The following is an 18,024-nucleotide window of genomic DNA, read 5'->3' as shown; positions in this document are numbered from 1 at the left end:
ATCAATAAATAAAAGGATTGGTTTACTTCATTTTACATATTCGTTATCCTGGGGGGATTTTATGACAAAGCCGACGAAAGATTACGTGAACCATCAAGAACAAGAAACACCGGCAAAAGGAATTAATGCGTTTGCCCTTATGTTCATCGTCATAGTCATCATGACCGTTCTTACGTATATCGTGCCTGCTGGTCATTATGATCGAATTGAACAAGATGGCCGGACACTTGTCGATGCGACATCATTTGAGTTTGTTGACAACACACCGGTCGGCGTCCTTCAAATGTTTAATAGTGTGCATTTAGGTTTGATGGAAGGCGCTAATATTATTTTGTTCGTGTTCCTATTTGGTGGAGCTCTTGGAATTATGCAGGCAACAGGGGCAATTGATTCATTCATCAAGGTTGTCGCAGCACGGTTTGGAAAGCGAGAAATTGTCCTGATTCCATTATTGGTTTTAGTTTTTGCGTTATTAGGTACGTTAATCGGATCGGCTGAAGACACACTCGTCTATATTGCCATTATCGTCCCGATGACGATGGCACTGCGGATGGATGCATTGACCGGCTTTGCTATTGTCATGCTAGGAACAATGGCGACTGGATTTGTAACAGGTATCACCAATCCATTTAACGTAGCCGTTGCACAAAGCATTGCTGAACTCCCGATCTATTCTGGGATGGGATTGCGCATCGCGATTTTCGTTATATTTTATCTACTGACAGTTGTCTTCATTTATAGACATGCTATGAAGGTTAAGAAGAATCCTGCCGCAGGTATCTATGGGAAGTTCGATCCGAAAGATCAAGTGGCGATCGATATGGACTTTAAAATGAGCAAAAGACATTTACTTGCATTACTCGTCCTACTTTTAAACTTCATCGCGCTCGTCGTTGGAGTCATTAAATTTGGATGGTACATTAGTGAAATAAGTGGAATTTTCTTATTCAGTGCGATTATTATGGGGATCATCGGAAAACTCTCGATGAATAAGATGGCAGATGGATTCGTATCTGGCGCTCGTGAAATGGTAGCTGGGGCGTTAATAATCGGGATTGCACAAACGATACTAGTCATTACGAAAGATGGCGGTCTACTCGATACGATTTTGTATTTTTCAGCTGGATTGGTTGGTCACTTACCTGCATCTGTCAATGCGATCGGGATGTTCTTTATGCAGCTGGTCATTAATTTCATCGTACCATCTGGTAGTGGCCAAGCAGCATTGACGATGCCGCTCATGACACCACTCGCCGATCTAATTGGAGTGACTAGACAAACTGCTGTATTCGCTTTCCAGATGGGTGATGGCATATCGAACACGATCATTCCAACGAGTGGAGTTTTGTTAGCTGGACTCGCGATTGCAGGAATCCCGTTCACTAAATGGGTCAGATGGGTATTCCCTTACGTATTAGTTCAAATCGGAATTACAATCATTTTCCTCATCATTGCACAAGCCATTAACTACGGACCATTTTAAACAACTAGGGGGTTTTACTATTGGTTTCAAGTCAAGATACCTTACAAAAAGAAGTCATTTCATGGAGACACCATTTACACGAGAATGCTGAACTATCCCATCACGAATATAAAACTTCGGATTATATTTATAAGACAGTTTCTGAGTTTCCAGGACTCACAGTAACGAGACCAACAAAAACGAGTGTCTATGCCGTATTAAAAGGTGGAAAATCATCATCAGAAAAACCTCTGACGATTGCATTCCGTGCAGATATTGATGCGCTACCGATCCACGAAGAGGCAGATATCGACTTCCAATCCAAAACTCCAGGCGTCATGCATGCTTGTGGCCATGATGCACACGCATCTATGCTGATGGGTGCAGCGAAAGTATTGTCGGAAAGACGGAATGATTTCAGCGGAGAGATCCGTTTCATCTTCCAGCATGCTGAAGAAGTGACGCCAGGCGGAGCCCAGGAACTTGTCGAACATGGCGTGATGGAAGGTGTCGATTATGTATTCGCATTACATGTCTACCCTTATGAAAATGCAGGCAAGTTTTCAATGCGTGCGGGTAAAATGAATGCAGCGGGAGATGATTTCGAAGTAAAAGTCATTGGACGCGGTGGCCATGCTTCCACTCCTGAACTCGCAATCGATCCACTCATCATTGGAGCAGAAATCGTCACGAATATTCAACTCATCGTCTCTCGAAAGTTGCCGATCTTACAAGCACCCGTGATCACTGTAACGAAATTCAATTGCGGAAACTCGTTGAATGTCATCGAAGAAAGTGCATCATTCGGTGGAACGATTCGCTCACACGATCCAGTCGTTCGGGTACAGGCTCGAGAATACTTAGACCAAGTGGTACACGGCATCGCAACTACACACGGTGCAAAAGCGGAAATCCAATGGGATCTCGGATGTGCCGCGGTTCATAACGATACGGAAGCAACGGAAATCACTCGTCGCGCTGCAGCTAAATTAGTCGGTGCAGAAAATGTAATCGATTTGCCAGACCCAATGTTTGGCGCTGAAGACTTTGCAGCGTATTCAGAAGTCGTCCCTGCCTCTATGCAATTCATCGGCGTTCACAACGAAGACTTTGGAAAAGCGTATCCACTGCATCATCCGAAATTTAAGATTGAAGAAACAGCTTTGCAGTATGGTGTAAATTATTTTGTGAATATCGCAGAAGAACTTTGTGGTGAATAAGACAAGGTAAACAAAGGCGGACTCAACAGGTCACGAATGATGACTTGTTGGGTCCGCCTTGTTATTAGATAAAGGCTCTAAACTGTGAATGAGTTGCGTGATATAGGTAAAGTCATTAGTTCAATCTCTCCAATTACTTTTCCTGCAAAATCATGCTCAAGCGGTTTCTCAGCAAAGAGTTCCTCATCCTGCTTCATGGCCTTCTGCACCGGCTTCAGGCGTAAGTCTAACAGTTTGTTCACTCTCCAATCCATTAAACTAAAATAGCCATTATGTATAGAACGGGCGCCTAGACTTATTCAAGAATGGTGCCAGTTACCTGATAACTATTCAGGAGTTTTTAGTGAATTTTAAGTGCATATCCCCTAGGATAGTAATGTTTATATTCCATCTTGGGTGCATGACTAAATTATTATTGCCATCAAATTCTAGAGCCATATGAATCTCATCATCCTCGGTTGTCAGGATAGCCATTCTTCTATTCTCAAGATCTATATACGCTTTAAAAACATCGGGCATCTCTATTTTCCAATCAAAAAATTCCATGACTTCACCTCCGATTATGTCAATACTAGAACAACAAATCCTCTATCTGTAATAAGATGGCCTAGAGAAAAGGATGATAAAACACGAAATACCCTGCTGCAGAAATTGTGGCCATGGTGACTGCAAATACCCATTTGTTTGTTGCATGTCGGAAGAATAGCCCACCTATGACCGCTAGACCAGTGAGATTAAAAACAAACTGGAACAAAAACGTATGGTGCTCAATGAGATAAATGCCAACGCCCATCGTTTCAGCAGCTAGACCACCGATAGGCAACGCATACAAGAAACTGCTCCACTTGTTTTCTTTGTTCCAATTGTATAGCACGTAACTGATCACACTGCATACGACGCCGAGACCATTGTAGAGCATGAAAAGGTTCCATTGGAAGTCGCCATTAAAGAATCGGGGAACATAGAAACCCAATAGATACTGCAACAAGTAAAAACTAAGATTCATGCTTAAACAAGTACAATAGAACGTTAATGGCGGCGTTGCGATTCGAATCACTAAAGTAAATAACGAGTGTTACAGTAACTATCCAAAAGCCGAATATGGTTGCAATCGAACTGAAACTCCATAAGCTATCATATGGAAAGAAGTCCGTTAGTCTAGTTATAATACCCGCAACCAATCCTAAAATGGCGTAAAGTAAATATGTATTTGCATGGCGTGTGATTTTTTCAGATGTTGCTACTACCGTCATTCCTAATCTCCTTCTCTATCGTTTCTCATGAACACTCCCCTAGCCGCCTGGTAATATTCCTTTGATTGTCCATCACAAATTAAATCCTGCACTAACTAGCGGTTTATCGAATCAGTTCCTGAAGAACCATCAAGATAGGAGTATATATGAGCAACGGAATTAGTAAAATGACTGCCCCCATTTTTTTGATTCCCTTTTTCAACATTAAAAGAGAAAGCAGAAAAAAAAGCGGGTATATGATGAAAGCAATAATTATGATGCCATCTATCGTTTGATAGAGCTTATCTGGAACTACCAATAACACTGGAATTGCAACTAATTCCAGAACACTGAAGATGATCACAGCAATCCATAGATTTCTTATTGTCATACTACTTACTCCCCCCCATCTTTAATAGTTTCTTACAACGTTTCCCTTCACTTGTTGTGCTACTCCTGTATAGTGCACATGTATCGCTAGAGGTCATCTGATCACAATCTCTCTTTGAGAAATATTTCCTTCTTAATCTTATCATCCAGTTTCGAATAATCCAATTCCTTCTTGCTAAGGTACTAGGGTTCATTCTAAAACCGAATGTCACGACTTTATGTTTACAGACAAAAGAATGTAAAAATATGAATGCTAGGGATTTTAAAGATAAAAGCCTACCCCTCCCTCTAAATTGTTGGCTAATATGCTTGGTAGGCACATACCATCCTATAGGTGCAATGGCCATGACAGCATGCATTCTTCCCAGCCTTCTCTTGAAATGTATTTCTTTGGAGGTGATAACATCCCGACTCCCCAAAGAATACCTTATAGGAGACAAACAATTAAGGAGAGAAGCGGATTGCAAATCTATACCGTTAAACAAGGGGATTCCTTGTGGATGATCGCCCAGCGTTACGGGGTTTCCGTTAATCAGATTGCATCAGCCAACCAATTGGAAAACCCTGATGCATTAGTAATTGGTCAGGCCCTTGTCATTCCGGTCTTTTCCCATAAACCCGTTACAAAGCCGGTCATAGATGTGAATGCATATACGATTAATGCAGGGGAAACAGGCGCGCGAGAAATCCAGGAAGTCGGACGTTATTTAACCTATTGCATGCCATTTGTTTATAGTTTGAAGGAAGATGGTACGTTAACGACTCTAGATGATACGGAAATGCTGAAATCCGCTGCCGCCGAACGGATTGTTCCAGTGCTTACGGTCACAAACTTCAGCGACACAACCGCTGGAACGAACTTGGCCCATACCATTTTATCGAGCCAGGAACTTCAGAAGAAATCCATTGCAAACATCCTGGTAGTCATGAAAGACAAAGGGTATCAAGGGTTGAACATCGATTTCGAGAATGTGCTCCCCGCTGACAGAGAAAACTACAACCAATTCTTGCAACTAACAGTCGACACCTTACATCCGCATGGGTATTTCGTATCCACAGCGCTCGCCCCTAAAACGAGCAGTGAACAAAAAGGATTGCTCTATGAAGCCCATGATTATGAAGCGCAAGGTAGAATTGTGGACTTCGTTGTGCTGATGACATACGAATGGGGATACCGGAAAGGTCCTCCCCAAGCCATCTCACCAATCAATGAAATTGAGAAAGTGCTGGACTATGCCGTCACCGTCATCCCAAGAGACAAGATTATGATGGGGTTCGAGATTTACGCACGCGATTGGCTTCTGCCGTTCGTCCAGGGACAGGAAGCGGAAACATTTAGCGAACAAGAAGCAATCTTCCGCGCCATCCAGCACCAAGTGGCCATTCAATACGATCCGGTGGCGCAATCCCCGTTCTACCGGTACAACGATGATGCCGGTCGCACCCATGAAGTCTGGTTCGAAGACGCCCGCAGCGCCCAGGCAAAGTTCGATCTGGTTAAAGATTATAAACTACTCGGCATCAGTTACTGGGTATTGGGCTATCCGTTCCCGCAAAATTGGCTATTACTCGAAGACAATTTCACGATTCGGAAAAGATTGTAGCATACAAAAAAAGCCAGGACTTCAATGAATGATGAATTCAGTGAAGTCCTGGCTTTTTTTAGTGGCTATGCCTGTGCACGGAACAATCATGAATGTTTAAACAAACATGAAAGTTTCTTACACAGGCACCTAACATTAAGTAATATTTTTTGCTATCAAGATATAATACACTTGTTTCAACCTAATTGTTGCGAACCTTTGAACCAAACCGATTTGATTGACAAGGTATCAGCAATATTAGTAATTGGATCGCCATTTATAAGAATAAAATCAGCACGTGCACCTTCGGTAATTCGGCCGCGATCATGTAGACCAAAGCAACGGGCCGTTTTGGTAGTAGCCGACTGAAGAGCTTCGATTGGAGTGAACCCAGCCATCACTAGTAGTTGCATTTCGTGGTGGACACTGGCTCCATGAGCAAGGCCACCAAGGTTTGGAACGGGAACTGGTGCGACATCCGTCCCCACAAGGATATCAACTCCTGCACGGTGAAGATCCATCACATTCTTAAAGCTGTTCTCCATATTGCCTTGTGGAAACGTATTGAAGCTTGAGTTCAAAATATCAATCCAATCCGGACTTAATTTGGAATTAACTCGTGGATCGTTCGCCAATTCCGATGCAGGATTACCAATAATCGATGAATTCAATACCAAGCACGGTGTAACAAAAGCTCCAGAATCAGCTATGGATTTAACCAACACGGAAGTGCACTCAGGTCTGTCGATAAACAAGTGACCCAAACCGTCGACTCCAAAATCGATGGCTGCTTTCGATGAAAGAGCCGTCAAGACGTGAGCAATGACCAACTTATCGAACTTGTGTGCTTCGGTAACGGCCGTTTTTAGAATCTCGTCGCTTAGGACAGGCAGGCCAGGTGCCCCCATGACCGTACCTTCTTCAATCATGATCTTAATATAGTCAGATCCATTCTCCACTTGGTTTTGAACATGTTTAATCGCTTCTTCAACCGTCGTCACTTGAGGTATTTCGTCGTGATCGTGAGCGTAGGCGTCCAACATTGCTTCCCGGTCTTCTTCCGATAACTTCTTTAGTTCCTTTAATACGAATTCCGGTATTTCATCTCCATCTGGCAGTAATTCATCTGGGTGCCCACCAGGAGCGGTAATCGCTGTACCAGCAGAACGGACGTCTGCGATGTCATCCACATTTTCCAGCTGAATTTCGCGCCCTCTTTTAGTAAAATCTCCATTCATTTCGAGTTCTGTTGTAACCCCGAACTTTAAAGCATCTTGTAATCCACCAATTGAGGTATGAACATGTGCATCAATCAGACCAGGTATTAATGTCGCATTTTCTCCATCGATAATTGTTGCATCGTTTGGAATGTCTCCGCCCACAGAAATAATGGACTTCCCACTAATGATAATTTGTCTGGGAGCAATAATTTGATATCCGTCAAAGATTCGTACATTTGTAATCGCCGTAATTTCTTCTAACCCAGCATTTTGATTTACTTTCTCCATCATAATTCCTCCTAATGCGTTATTGTTTAACAATTAGAAGTTTAACTGTTAGATACCTAACAGTCAATACATTAATATTTATTTGACAACCCTATTGGGTTCACTGTATATTTTAGCTACTTATAATTAGATTCCTAACAATTACAAAGGAGATGATGGATGGTCATGCCTACCCGAAAAGATACTCTTTATATGGATTTGTTTCAGATTATCGGTCTTAAGTTAAAGAAAAGAGCGGATGAAAGTATAAAAGAGCTAGGATTAAGTTCTCAACAAGGAAAAGTAATCGAATATATTTATAAAAATCAAGATAATGATATTATCCAAAAGAATATTGCGGATCGGTTTCATTTACGCGGGGCAAGTGTTACAAGCATACTTCAAGGTCTAGAGCAAAAAGGGTTCATTGAACGCAAAATCCCGGTCAACAACGAACGGCAAAAAAATATATATGTATTACCAAAAGCCATTGAAATGATTGAAGACTTCGATAACTCATTTCAACAAGTAGAGGATGAAATTGTTCAATCTCTTAATGACGAAGAGAAGAAAATCTTAAAAAAATTGCTGATCAAAATTAATAAATGCATATAAACTAGAGGATTCCGTTAAGATTTTGAAAGAACATTGTTCATTGGAGTGGGCTATGCCTGTGCACGGAACAATCATGAATGTTTAAACAAACATGAAAGTTTCTTACACAGGCACCTAACATTCGTCCTGTTTTAATCGGCTTTCAGGGCGTTTTTTGGCACAGTAATAATAGCTGCTACGCCTAATCCCCAGCACCTTACATACATTCATTTTGCTATGTTCGTTACACTGGGATACGGCTACATGCTTCCCAATTATCCAATCAACAGAAAGTCGATGAATTAATACAATCAGCGGGTATTACAAGTAAGGTCACTACCAAACTTACGCCATGTGTCATTCACATTGAACTCAACAATGCTGAAACGCTTGGGGAGTGTTGTAAATTACAAATTGCATTACGTTGGTGAGAAATTGCTATCTCGTCGCTAAAAACTGACATGAAACCTGTAGATACAGAAAAAACGAAATGATACCCCGTAGGTATCATTTCGTCACAGTAATTCGTCCATTATCCGTTCCTAACTTAACCAAATTCTTACCAGCGCCAAACGTTAAATGCTTGTTTTCCTGTCCAAATAGTTCGACTCGGCCATTGTCCGTTTTTGCATCGATGGTCGCATTTGTAGGCTCTGTTTCCGTTTGAATTTCAATTCGACCATTATCCGTTTCTAAGTCCATGGATTGATCCAAATTGTTTGTCACAACGTAAATTCGTCCATTATATGTCTTCGCCTTCATTTGACCTGTAACATTCTCAAGGGTTATTCTCCCGTTATCAGATTTGACACTCATCTCTTCGGCATCTACATCCTTCAATTCAATCTTGCCATTATCTGTTTCCAGATTAATGTCCTTTGCTTGAAGTTGCTCTGCAATGATCCGTCCATTGTCCGTTTCTACTTTCAGTCGCTCATATTGTTTCTCAGGAAGATGCACTGTTAACGTTAAGTCTAGTGAGGAAAAACCGAATTGTATAAAACTCTTTCGCTTCTCCTTAAACTGCACATCAAGTGTATCTCCTTTTACAGCCGCTTCGAAAATAAACTTCTTGTTCTTCTTCGTTTTACCTGAATATTCAACAGTTGTAACTGAATCTTGCGTCGGTACAATTTCCACAGCTGCATTGTCAGCAAAAACTGTAATTGTTGTAAATGAAAGGTCCTCAATCACTTTTTTATTGGTGCTTTTTTCAAATACACTTCCTGGCTTAAACAGGAACGAAATGCCACCCGCAACAATTAATACAACTACTAAAGCAACGAACAGTTTATTTTTGAAAATCATCAACCACTATCCAACCTTTCATTTTAGTAGGCGAAGTCGATACGAATTCATCGCTGCTTCACCCAGTAGGTCGAGCAAATTATAATTAGCAAACGCCCCCACGATTGCGCCGAAGCCCGGTATTAATTGAAACATCTTCACTAGATCAATATAATCACGGTACTCCTGCTGAAAGACTTGCCAATCCATATCATCAATCAAATGCTTCTGTTGTTCCCAGTCTTCAATGATAGGCAATGTTTCTCTCCGTGTTTCCTCACTTGAAAAAGCTAGATGGAAAATGTGCAGGATGAATAGGCGTTCTTCGTATTCATTGGTATCAAAGCCATAAACCGCGGCTGCTTCAAATAGAAACTTCATCTTAATGGACAATAGCAAGGGGAAATCAGCCAAACCGAGCATAATCCCACCTGCTCCCGTTCCGGCGCCTTCAACGACTGCTGTTTTACGGAAATTCGTCAATCTCTCTTTAAAAAGCTCATCACGTTCATACAAAGTTAAGTCCGTAGCTTGTAGCTTCTTCGTCGTAATATTCGATCCGACGAGCGTTACCTTCACCATGTTTTTTATGCTCTCCGTTATTATTTTATGAACCTTTTCTGGAATCAAGCCATTTACTTTTACTTGTGCTTTTTTAGAGGCACGACCGATGGGACCAGATCTTCTAGTCATTTTCTGCCTCCAAAAAACTAATTCCTCTTCTACCTTTGCCGTATAATCTATCATCTATTTGCACCCTTCCACCGCTTACCATAAGTATAAATGTAACTCCACTACAAAAAATGGACCTAAGATGTGATTGTATCTCAGCCTTCAGATGTAGTTTTCCACTTTCTAAACCCCAACCATAGGCCAGTGAATATGATAAACGCAACACATTCAAGTGAAAGGATAAACCACGGATACGGCTCAACAAAAAGAATACCTCAAATACCAATTATATGTTTCATTTATCTACATTTTGTTATTCAACTAAATGGCCCGTTGACGGCATAATCCTTATTCCAGAATTGCACCCTATTGCGGTATTGGGACATTTGCTATAAAGCAAACGCACCCATGATACGTCTGAATAAATTAGTTGCTTCATCTTCTGTAAGATTCCCCGCAACCATAAGTCTGAATTTAACATCCTTTTTTACTATCATACGAAGATGTTGTTGTAGCAAACCAATCAAGTTTTCTAAAATAGTCCTCGGTTTTTCCTATTGCATCGCTAATATCAATGCTTGTTTCCTTTGTACAAGATACAGCTAATAACAATGAATAAGTAATAGGACGAAAAGTATCTTTCTACTCATCAGTTTTACCTCCACTTCTGGTAACTAGTGAGTGTTTGAAAAGGGGCTACATTTAATTATTGATCATATGATATCTCATCATAATATACCACATATTGGAACTATACTCCGTTACTTGAATGAACAAAAAAAGAGCTGACGCCAGGTCCGCTTGGGTAGCGTTCAGCTCTTTACACCAAAATTATAGCCTTAAACGAAAAAGTATAGCTTTGATTGATTGTTCAATTTAATGAACTAAAAAATGCCTTGCTTTTTTCCGCGATCAGCTTGGGTTCGTATTTGTGGACATAGTGTCCGCCATTAAGCTCAATTAGTTCATTTCCCGTTGCCTTTGCAAAAGCTTGTTCTAATTCCAGCCAATTTGGGGTTGTTTCTGCGCCATCAGAAGTAAACATTAACATAGGGACACTTGGATACCCAGATTCCTTAACTTTTTTCGCGTTGTTAACAATTTGGCCAACTTCTAGAATGAACGACTTGTCAAACTGATTGCGATACAGGAGCATTTTACTTTGCTTTAGTTCGTCTTCCGAAAGCCCGATTTCGTTGAGGAAGCGATCCCCGACAAACGGAATCCGGTGCAATCCAATCCACCCGCTAAAACGGCCAGCGGCGACCGTGAGACTTCCTATTTTCATGTCCACATACACGTCGGGTACAGACATGTCAAGCCCTACGATTGCTTTTACTTCTTCTGGATAGCGTTGCGCCCAATAGAGTGCTTCAGTACCTGATACTGAATGTGGAAACAAGATGTACGGCCCAGTTTCACCTGCCTGCTTTAACGCCTCGCGTGTTTCAGCTAACATGGTTTCGATATCACGGGAGATATTAGTGTTTTCAGAGTATCCATATCCAGCTTTTTCTACTACAGAAATTCGGTATTCGTCGGATAAACGCGTGTAGAGCGTTTTAAAATCATATGCCGGATTAGGGACTCCAGAACCTGACATGAAAACTAGCGTCGGTTTTTCACTTTTTGGGCCCTCACTGTACACGTGCATTTCATGTCCGTTCACTTCAACAAGTTTACCGATTGGATGGAGTTCATTTTTCTCTATTGCCAAACGAACGTGATGGTTGATTGTAAGTCCTGCAATGGATAAGATCAGGATTGCGATAATCGTAATCAATGTTCTTACTGCATATTTAAATACTTTTTTCACAATAAGTTACTCCTAGTCTAATGAGATAGCTTTTTAATTAGTCACTTTTGGATACGTAAAGCAAAATAGCTAGCGCCATAAATCACAGCGCTTAACGCAATGCAAGCAGAAATTTGACTAACCGCATTACTGTTATAGATAATCAGGTAGAAAAACGAAACGAGATGGGCTCATAGAGCAGCAATTGGGTATGAATACGCTGATTACTGCGATGATGGCTACATCAACCGACCACCCAACCGAAAATAGAAACCAAGTTCATAACGCCAGTTCTGGTCATGATCATCCTATCGAAAGTCACCAGTCGCCTTGTTGAATCCAACTGCCGTCATCGCACTTAACGCTGGCCTCCTATGAAGTTTGATGAACAGCTTTCAGATACCGAAGTCAGCAATATGCTTTACGCTAATGCGCAGAAGGCGTCAATTCCCCGTTCCCACACCATCCAAAATGATCGAAAGATACGGTGAATAGAGATTCTCAACTGGGCCTACCTTTCTTATCCATCAAATGTCTGACGATTATAGTTGCTCCATATATAATTAATCCAGCAGCTACAAGCATACTTCCATTCTTTGGTTCCAATATCCATTCTCGCAGGTGAGGGAATAGGGTTACCATGGCAACAAGCAAGCCAGCCCCTACAATTCCAATGCCGATATATAAGGAAGAACCGGTTCCATCATGTTCCATTTCTTCGAACATTGTGTTTGGATTCGTCCATACCGGACTTTCCTGCAAATCCAGGTTCTTATTCAGCCATGAAGCTTTCTGCATAGCGCCGAATAGTTGATAAAACCATATCGTAGCAAGGGCAAATGGGAACACCATCGGAAACGTAGGAATTAGGCTGATGCAGGCGAAAGAAGCAATCATGAACTTCAATCCCAATTGATTAAAGCCCAAATAATAATGGCCTAGCCCCGGAACGAGGGCTAAAACAAATGTGATACTCATTCTCATCTTTTTGCGATCCATTTAGGATACTCCCCCTTTATGAGTTGCTGATAAGTTGTGAAACATACTCGATATGGAGTGCGCGAAGTGTTCATTATAATTTCCGATATGGGATGCGGCAGCTTCAAAAAATTCTTCTCCGTTGTACATAAACAAGATCAATGCACAGGCGGATGCCAAGGCCATTTTTAACAGCGGATTGAAACTATTATTCCGCCGGTAGGGAAGGGGTCTTCTGCTGATGGCAGTCATAATAGCCACAGTAAAATCTTCTTCAAGTGCGGGAAGAGCAGGATTATTCCATATGGTTTCCAGCTCCAGCACCTCCTGATACCATTCTCTACACGCTACACATTCCTCTAAGTGGGTTTCGATCTCCTTCATTCTGACCGGATGTAGCGAATTCTCCTGGTACGTTGTGATGTTCATCTGTACCGAATCACATTTCATCGTAATCTCTCCTTGTTCTTACGAAGGATTTTTTTCGCCCTGTACAATTGCGATTCAATGGTTTTTTCTGCAGCGCCTGTCTGTTCTGCGATTTCTCTGTAGGACAGTCCGCGAAAAAAGTATAAATAGACGACGGATTTATAGGGTTCCTTCAATTCTTTTACCAGCTGCATCAGTTCCGACTTCATCTCCTGGTCCAAGAGGAGTTTCTCGGGAGTCTCAACGGTTGCTTGATTAGAGGCTGGACCGGCAGCTACTTCGCGGTGTCTCCATTCACGCTGATTCGCTTTCCTCCAATCCAAACAAGTCCGAACTGCGATACGATACAGCCATGTTCCAAAAGCCGCTTCTTCCCGATAAGAGGACAATGCATAAAAGGCTTTGGTGAATGAGACATGAGCCAATTCTTTGGCGGACTCTTCTTCTCTGGTTATTTTCAAACATACGTGATAAACCTTACTCTGGTATTCCTTCACAAGATAAGTGTAGGATTCGTGCCTGCCGGAGAGCACATCTTTAATCCATTTTTCTTCCTCCAGAACACTCCCCCCTTACAGACTCCATATAGTTAGACGACAGTCATGAAATATACCCTGCAATTTTTTATAATCTAGTGGACTTCTGTCAAGTAGATGGACACAAAAAGAAGACTTTATTATGCTGCTGAGGACAAGAAATCCTCCATTTGCTGAGGCTTTCTATACCCTAAAGCGGAGTGAATTTGATTTCGATTATAACGCCCATCAATATACTGAAATAGTTGTGTTCTTGCATCTTTAAAAGAGACTTAAATAGGGTTCGATAGACGAATTCCTTTTTCAATATAGCATGAAAACTTTCAATAGGCGCATTATCATATGGGCAACCTTTAGCGGAGAAGGACTGCCGTATTCCTAGGGATACCAAGGTTTCACGCTATTCGTGGCTTGTATAATCGACTAAAGAAAAGGGATTACTCCCTTTCCTCCGTCTAAGAACCGTACGTGAGAGTTTCCCGCTCATACGGCTCAAGCATTTCTTCACCATTTCTGGCGGCAACCAGTGATTGTAATTTCATTTTTCTTTTTACAAAATACGCTTCGTGCAAGAAGGGATTTTTAGAAATCTGTAATTTAGGGTGCCGAATGATTTTTATTCTTCTCAAGTTTACGAGGCTATGTCCATCTGCCATGAACACCCATCTCTTCTCATACATTTCATGCCAATATTTATTCATTCTCCACCATGTGTTTTGTTAGGATGTCGGTGCTTTGCCCACTGTACTAATAAAAGATATATTGTGTTATTGATATAGGGGTATCACCAACATTTCGCGGAAAACATACGTTAAGCAAATTTTGACATAAAAAAAATTGTTTTCTATACACCAAGCCCATAAAAAGTGTTAAGAAACTTAGTTTCCACCAATTAACTGAACATATACTTTTAAAGAGCCTGCCCATTTGCCGTACGACAGTACTCCCTTTGCTTCCATTATACCAAAACGGAAAAATCACTAATAGACTACCTGCTGCCCTATACTGATACATACAAATTTGCAATAGAAGGAGTAAAGTTGAATGGACAACCAAACAACGTTACAAGAGAAGGGGACTTTCTTTCATGGTACGAAAGCGGAACTGCAGATCGGGGACTTTCTCAAGCCACTCTATGAATCGAATTATCAGGACAAAAAGTCCAACCATATCTATGTCACCGCAACCATTGATGCCGCCAAATGGGGCGCTAAACTAGCCACTTCTGGATCCAAGGAACGAATTTACATTGTCGAACCGACAGGCAACTTCGAAAACGACCCTAACGTGACGGACAAACGATTCCCAGGCAATGCGGCACGTTCCTACCGTTCTAAATCACCGGTAAAAATAATAGCTGAGTTGGGTAAATGGGAACGCCATACCGATGAAGAAATCACTTATATGATGACATCTTTGAACACGTTGCGTGAACAAGGGAAAGCGACCATTTATGATTAATGGCTACTAGTCCTTACGCATAATCTCTTCACCATCTGCATCATATTCACCGATTAATACGAAACCTAGCATTTCATACAACCGGAGTGCACCCTGATTTTCCGCGTAAACACTTAAGTAAATCGGCTGCTCTCCATATTCTTTCAATACTCGTTCAATGAGTAATTCCATAAATCGACGACCGTATCCTCTTCTCTGATACCGTTCATCAATCAGCATGCGGTCAATCCAAAGATTGGTTCCTCCTTGGCTATCCCGTAAAGATCCATACATCGCAAAGCCAACGGGAACGTTATCGACATATAACCCAACTGGCCGAAATTCCGTCCATTTCTCCGCATCCAATAAGCACTCTTCTATGGGTTCGATGAAGCCCAGCTGATCTTCAGCCACACGTAAAGATAACAACTCTCTTCTATTTTCTTCACGTACGTGTCGGATGTCATAGTTCATGAGCTCTTCTCCTTTTCCAGTGTGACGCTCTTATGTACTACATTTAATGCCTTGTCACGAACACGAATCCCCCACCTCTAACGATTACCGAGACCAGTGAGCAGCATCCGATTCAATTTGTTGGATTAACTCCGATTTTCCTTCTATATACTTATAGATATCAAACGGATATTGCACGGCTAATCGTGTTTTCAACTCCCCATATTCCTTCGCGCGAGTAGGATACGCTCTTAAAAAATCTCGAAACAAAAGATGACGAGTAATGGCAGGACTTCCTTCTTCAAATACGTGAACGTGATGACTCCTCGCATTGCCACCCTTTTGAAAAAAGCGCCTTCCTTTAATTCCATTTTCACCTTTGGCTTCATACCCAATATCACGCATCGCCTCATTCACTTGATCTACACGTGAAATCGATTGAACGACTAGCAACAGGTCGATCACCGGCTTTGCAGACAATCCGCTCACTGCTGTACTACCGATATGATGGACTTCGAGATTTACGCACGCGATTGGCTCCTGCCCTTCGTCCAGGGACAGGAAGCGGAAACATTCAGTCCGCAAGAAGCGACCCTTCGCGCCATCCAGCACCAAGTGGCCATTCAATACGATTCGGTCGCGCAATCTCCGTTCTACCGGTACAACGATGCTGCAGGTCACACCCATGAAGTATGGTTCGAAGACGCCCGTAGCGCCCAGGCAAAGTTCGATCTGGTGAAAAAGTATAATTTACGCGGCATCAGTTACTGGGTATTGGGCTATCCGTTCCCGCAAAGTTGGTTATTGCTCGAAGACAATTTCACGATTCGGAAGAGATTGTAGCACACAAAAAAAGCCAGGACTTCATTGAATGATGAATTCAGTGAAGTCCTGGCTTTTTTTAGTCTTATGACAGTGTTTCATGCTGTCAAACTCTCATGTTTGTTTCTTGCACACCATGAGTTACTCGTTTGCTTGGCAAACGCTTCGTGAACAATGGGTAGCAGTTGTTTACGATTGAGATGCTGTTTAACTGATTGTACGTATATATAAGTCAAGTGAGTCTTCTACCTCACGTTCTACTAGTGATAAAAAGTCACTATAATTTCCAAATGTAGTTAGTTTCCATTTTCTATATATATCCTTACCAACGATTCATCGCTATTTTCACCCAGACACCGTATAATAAGAGTAGCAAAAGAAGAAGAATTCATTTTTCCTTTAGTTAAAAAAAGAGGTGCAATTACTTGAAACAATTTGAAACAGAATTACCTGAGCAGTATGAAACATTAAAAAAACAGGCCAATTATACGTCTAGCTGGCGAGAGCGTTTAGAAGCAGTGGAAATGTTATCGGCTTATCAACATGAAAAAGTCATAGATCTATTAAAAAACCGTATGCAGCATGATACTGTCAACAAGGTGCAAGTAGCAGCCTATGAAGCACTTGCGGCGTTTGGCGAGGACGTAGAGAAACCATCACCTGCACGTTTTGATATTATCAAAGGCACAGACAAGATTTTCCTACGGGTGAAAAAGAGCTTGCCGAAGGACCATACCTTGGCAGACTTTGCGGATAAACTAAAACGGATGCGTCTAGATGTCTTTGATGCGTATGAAGGCGACAAAGGTGAACAATTTATGGACTGGTTAGAGGAACGTTGGGCAAAACTGTAATCAGTAGTTTTGCGATTTATGAAGGAAAGCCATTCCCTCCGATTGTGGAGGAAATGGCTTATTCTTATCTAACGGAACGTCTCATCGAAACTACTATTCAATTGGATTACTTCTTTTCTTTGATCATCTATCATTTTTGTTTAATGATAAAACATACACCTTATTCAACTAACCTAGTTCGTTACTTCAATTAGATAAAAGAGCTGCATAAGCAATTTGATCATTTTATAGTGATAGGTGAGCCCCTGAAGTTATCTCCAACTTTTCCCCCACGTCAACAACTGCCATGACTATTTAAAACAATATCCATCATTTCAAAAAAGAAAGACCATATAGGAATTCTATACAGTCTTTCCTGCAGATGAAAAAGGTCGATTATTACTTTTTTTGTGGGACTAATACTGTTCTCTCAAGTGGAACTCCACCCATTGAAACCTGGCGTTTTAGTACGACATAAGAACGTCCATCAACTAAGTACTGACCGTCTCCCTTATATTCCGCAGTTTTTCCTTGTTTTTTTAATTCATCAGTAACTGCATTTGCCTGATCCGTGAGATTTGTATATCTACCATCCAACTCTAACGAAATATTCCCTTTTCGATATCCCATGAGCATATTGAAAAAAAACAACATAACAACGAACACACCAATTGTAATTAACCAAGTAGCCATCTTTTATCCCCCCTTATCTCATTTTCTTTACTAATTTATACGGATGAATGCCTTTTAAGTTTCAGCATTCAATAAAGTTTGGACCGTTTGGGGCACTAATCTTATGCTGTTAAATGGC

22 protein-coding genes and 2 pseudogenes are annotated in these 18,024 nt (G+C 41.4%); 8 read left to right on the top strand and 16 right to left on the bottom strand.

The genetic code is table 11. The features are described from left to right. Positions 1-61 precede the first annotated feature (61 nt). Together DVB69_RS15725 and DVB69_RS15720 are read left to right on the top strand one after the other, a co-directional pair. On the top strand, positions 62-1,483 hold the full coding sequence (locus DVB69_RS15725; RefSeq protein ID WP_116020070.1) for a YfcC family protein: 1,422 nt from the start codon (positions 62-64) through the stop codon (positions 1,481-1,483). Between the two features lie 20 nt (positions 1,484-1,503). Next, positions 1,504-2,682, top strand: coding sequence for a M20 metallopeptidase family protein (locus DVB69_RS15720; protein WP_116020069.1), 1,179 nt, complete (start codon positions 1,504-1,506; stop codon positions 2,680-2,682). Between the two features lie 330 nt (positions 2,683-3,012). On the opposite strand, the gene DVB69_RS15715 is transcribed toward DVB69_RS15720, so the two are convergent. From DVB69_RS15715 to DVB69_RS15705, 4 genes are all read right to left on the bottom strand, one after another. Beyond that, a complete protein-coding gene (locus DVB69_RS15715; protein WP_116020068.1) occupies positions 3,013-3,228 on the bottom strand; it encodes a hypothetical protein in 216 nt (71 codons plus the stop codon). 61 nt (positions 3,229-3,289) lie between these two features. Further along, on the bottom strand, positions 3,290-3,601 hold the full coding sequence (locus tag DVB69_RS17845) for a hypothetical protein (protein ID WP_233505432.1): 312 nt from the start codon (positions 3,599-3,601) through the stop codon (positions 3,290-3,292). 76 nt (positions 3,602-3,677) lie between these two features. After that, positions 3,678-3,935, bottom strand: a complete 258-nt coding sequence (locus DVB69_RS17840) for a hypothetical protein (RefSeq protein WP_233505431.1) — start codon at positions 3,933-3,935, stop codon at positions 3,678-3,680. Positions 3,936-4,038: 103 nt separating this feature from the next. Next, entirely contained in the window at positions 4,039-4,305 is a 267-nt protein-coding gene (locus tag DVB69_RS15705) for a hypothetical protein (protein ID WP_116020067.1), read from the bottom strand. Positions 4,306-4,804: 499 nt separating this feature from the next. Here DVB69_RS15705 and DVB69_RS15695 point away from each other — a divergent pair, with 499 nt between their 5' ends. Next, positions 4,805-5,908, top strand: coding sequence for a glycosyl hydrolase family 18 protein (locus tag DVB69_RS15695; protein ID WP_233505443.1), 1,104 nt, complete (start codon positions 4,805-4,807; stop codon positions 5,906-5,908). Positions 5,909-6,084: 176 nt separating this feature from the next. Here DVB69_RS15695 and DVB69_RS15690 read toward each other — a convergent pair whose 3' ends face one another. After that, positions 6,085-7,395 (bottom strand): amidohydrolase family protein, encoded by a 1,311-nt coding sequence (locus DVB69_RS15690; RefSeq protein WP_116020064.1) that lies wholly within the window; start codon positions 7,393-7,395, stop codon positions 6,085-6,087. Between the two features lie 165 nt (positions 7,396-7,560). On the opposite strand from DVB69_RS15690, the gene DVB69_RS15685 reads away from it, so the two are divergent. Continuing rightward, positions 7,561-7,989: a MarR family winged helix-turn-helix transcriptional regulator gene (locus DVB69_RS15685; RefSeq protein ID WP_116020194.1), complete on the top strand. Its 429-nt coding sequence runs from the start codon at positions 7,561-7,563 to the stop codon at positions 7,987-7,989. A gap of 200 nt (positions 7,990-8,189) precedes the next feature. Next, positions 8,190-8,399, top strand: a complete 210-nt coding sequence (locus tag DVB69_RS18000) for a YuzC family spore coat inner layer protein (protein ID WP_483315849.1) — start codon at positions 8,190-8,192, stop codon at positions 8,397-8,399. Positions 8,400-8,475: 76 nt separating this feature from the next. Here DVB69_RS18000 and DVB69_RS15680 read toward each other — a convergent pair whose 3' ends face one another. From DVB69_RS15680 to DVB69_RS15640, 8 genes and pseudogenes are all read right to left on the bottom strand, one after another. Further along, the gene (locus DVB69_RS15680; protein WP_116020063.1) at positions 8,476-9,276 is read right to left on the bottom strand and encodes a DUF4097 family beta strand repeat-containing protein; all 801 of its coding nucleotides are present in this window, start codon (positions 9,274-9,276) and stop codon (positions 8,476-8,478) included. 18 nt (positions 9,277-9,294) lie between these two features. Beyond that, entirely contained in the window at positions 9,295-10,002 is a 708-nt protein-coding gene (locus DVB69_RS15675; RefSeq protein ID WP_116020062.1) for an EcsC family protein, read from the bottom strand. A gap of 796 nt (positions 10,003-10,798) precedes the next feature. Continuing rightward, on the bottom strand, positions 10,799-11,743 hold the full coding sequence (locus DVB69_RS15665; protein WP_116020061.1) for an alpha/beta hydrolase: 945 nt from the start codon (positions 11,741-11,743) through the stop codon (positions 10,799-10,801). Between the two features lie 480 nt (positions 11,744-12,223). Beyond that, complete coding sequence (locus tag DVB69_RS15660; RefSeq protein ID WP_116020060.1) at positions 12,224-12,721, bottom strand: hypothetical protein; 498 nt, start codon at positions 12,719-12,721, stop codon at positions 12,224-12,226. After that, positions 12,722-13,150, bottom strand: coding sequence for a zf-HC2 domain-containing protein (locus DVB69_RS15655; protein ID WP_116020059.1), 429 nt, complete (start codon positions 13,148-13,150; stop codon positions 12,722-12,724). Continuing rightward, positions 13,147-13,626, bottom strand: coding sequence for an RNA polymerase sigma factor (locus DVB69_RS15650; RefSeq protein WP_255415334.1), 480 nt, complete (start codon positions 13,624-13,626; stop codon positions 13,147-13,149). Before DVB69_RS15650 ends, DVB69_RS15655 begins: the two co-directional genes overlap by 4 nt. A gap of 179 nt (positions 13,627-13,805) precedes the next feature. After that, positions 13,806-14,056: pseudogene (locus DVB69_RS15645) on the bottom strand (integrase core domain-containing protein); the annotation flags it as partial. A gap of 64 nt (positions 14,057-14,120) precedes the next feature. Further along, positions 14,121-14,366: a hypothetical protein gene (locus tag DVB69_RS15640; protein ID WP_199562883.1), complete on the bottom strand. Its 246-nt coding sequence runs from the start codon at positions 14,364-14,366 to the stop codon at positions 14,121-14,123. Positions 14,367-14,709: 343 nt separating this feature from the next. Between DVB69_RS15640 and arr the strand changes: the two genes are divergently transcribed. Then, on the top strand, positions 14,710-15,126 hold the full coding sequence (gene arr, locus DVB69_RS15635; protein WP_116020056.1) for an NAD(+)--rifampin ADP-ribosyltransferase: 417 nt from the start codon (positions 14,710-14,712) through the stop codon (positions 15,124-15,126). A gap of 6 nt (positions 15,127-15,132) precedes the next feature. Here arr and DVB69_RS15630 read toward each other — a convergent pair whose 3' ends face one another. Continuing rightward, complete coding sequence (locus DVB69_RS15630; protein ID WP_116020055.1) at positions 15,133-15,579, bottom strand: GNAT family N-acetyltransferase; 447 nt, start codon at positions 15,577-15,579, stop codon at positions 15,133-15,135. An 84-nt stretch (positions 15,580-15,663) separates the two neighbouring features. Next, entirely contained in the window at positions 15,664-16,170 is a 507-nt protein-coding gene (locus tag DVB69_RS15625) for a GrpB family protein (RefSeq protein WP_233505429.1), read from the bottom strand. On the opposite strand from DVB69_RS15625, the pseudogene DVB69_RS15620 reads away from it, so the two are divergent. Together DVB69_RS15620 and DVB69_RS15615 are read left to right on the top strand one after the other, a co-directional pair. Further along, positions 16,063-16,401, top strand: a pseudogene (locus DVB69_RS15620) (glycosyl hydrolase family 18 protein); the annotation flags it as partial. The gene DVB69_RS15625 and the pseudogene DVB69_RS15620 overlap by 108 nt on opposite strands. Before the next feature lie 404 nt (positions 16,402-16,805). After that, on the top strand, positions 16,806-17,234 hold the full coding sequence (locus DVB69_RS15615) for a HEAT repeat domain-containing protein (protein WP_116020054.1): 429 nt from the start codon (positions 16,806-16,808) through the stop codon (positions 17,232-17,234). A gap of 378 nt (positions 17,235-17,612) precedes the next feature. Here DVB69_RS15615 and DVB69_RS15605 read toward each other — a convergent pair whose 3' ends face one another. Further along, positions 17,613-17,906: a hypothetical protein gene (locus DVB69_RS15605; protein WP_116020052.1), complete on the bottom strand. Its 294-nt coding sequence runs from the start codon at positions 17,904-17,906 to the stop codon at positions 17,613-17,615. Between the last annotated feature and the right edge of the window lie 118 nt (positions 17,907-18,024).

Origin of the sequence: Sporosarcina sp. BI001-red (assembly GCF_003384035.1) — a bacterium.
Classification (GTDB): domain Bacteria; phylum Bacillota; class Bacilli; order Bacillales_A; family Planococcaceae; genus Sporosarcina.
The sequence above is the reverse complement of the archived record's forward strand: the minus strand, read 5'-3'. Positions and strand labels throughout refer to the sequence as shown.

Coding starts and splice junctions, on each gene's coding strand:
- DVB69_RS15725 (WP_116020070.1), top strand. CDS start 62: ATGACAAAGCCGACGAAAGATTACGTGAACCATCAAGAACAAGAAACA.
- DVB69_RS15715 (WP_116020068.1), bottom strand. CDS start 3,228: ATGGAATTTTTTGATTGGAAAATAGAGATGCCCGATGTTTTTAAAGCG.
- DVB69_RS17845 (WP_233505432.1), bottom strand. CDS start 3,601: ATGCTCTACAATGGTCTCGGCGTCGTATGCAGTGTGATCAGTTACGTG.
- DVB69_RS17840 (WP_233505431.1), bottom strand. CDS start 3,935: ATGACGGTAGTAGCAACATCTGAAAAAATCACACGCCATGCAAATACA.
- DVB69_RS15705 (WP_116020067.1), bottom strand. CDS start 4,305: ATGACAATAAGAAATCTATGGATTGCTGTGATCATCTTCAGTGTTCTG.
- DVB69_RS15695 (WP_233505443.1), top strand. CDS start 4,805: ATGATCGCCCAGCGTTACGGGGTTTCCGTTAATCAGATTGCATCAGCC.
- DVB69_RS15690 (WP_116020064.1), bottom strand. CDS start 7,395: ATGGAGAAAGTAAATCAAAATGCTGGGTTAGAAGAAATTACGGCGATT.
- DVB69_RS15685 (WP_116020194.1), top strand. CDS start 7,561: ATGCCTACCCGAAAAGATACTCTTTATATGGATTTGTTTCAGATTATC.
- DVB69_RS15680 (WP_116020063.1), bottom strand. CDS start 9,276: ATGATTTTCAAAAATAAACTGTTCGTTGCTTTAGTAGTTGTATTAATT.
- DVB69_RS15675 (WP_116020062.1), bottom strand. CDS start 10,002: ATGATAGATTATACGGCAAAGGTAGAAGAGGAATTAGTTTTTTGGAGG.
- DVB69_RS15660 (WP_116020060.1), bottom strand. CDS start 12,721: ATGGATCGCAAAAAGATGAGAATGAGTATCACATTTGTTTTAGCCCTC.
- DVB69_RS15655 (WP_116020059.1), bottom strand. CDS start 13,150: ATGAAATGTGATTCGGTACAGATGAACATCACAACGTACCAGGAGAAT.
- DVB69_RS15640 (WP_199562883.1), bottom strand. CDS start 14,366: ATGAATAAATATTGGCATGAAATGTATGAGAAGAGATGGGTGTTCATG.
- arr (WP_116020056.1), top strand. CDS start 14,710: ATGGACAACCAAACAACGTTACAAGAGAAGGGGACTTTCTTTCATGGT.
- DVB69_RS15630 (WP_116020055.1), bottom strand. CDS start 15,579: ATGAACTATGACATCCGACACGTACGTGAAGAAAATAGAAGAGAGTTG.
- DVB69_RS15605 (WP_116020052.1), bottom strand. CDS start 17,906: ATGGCTACTTGGTTAATTACAATTGGTGTGTTCGTTGTTATGTTGTTT.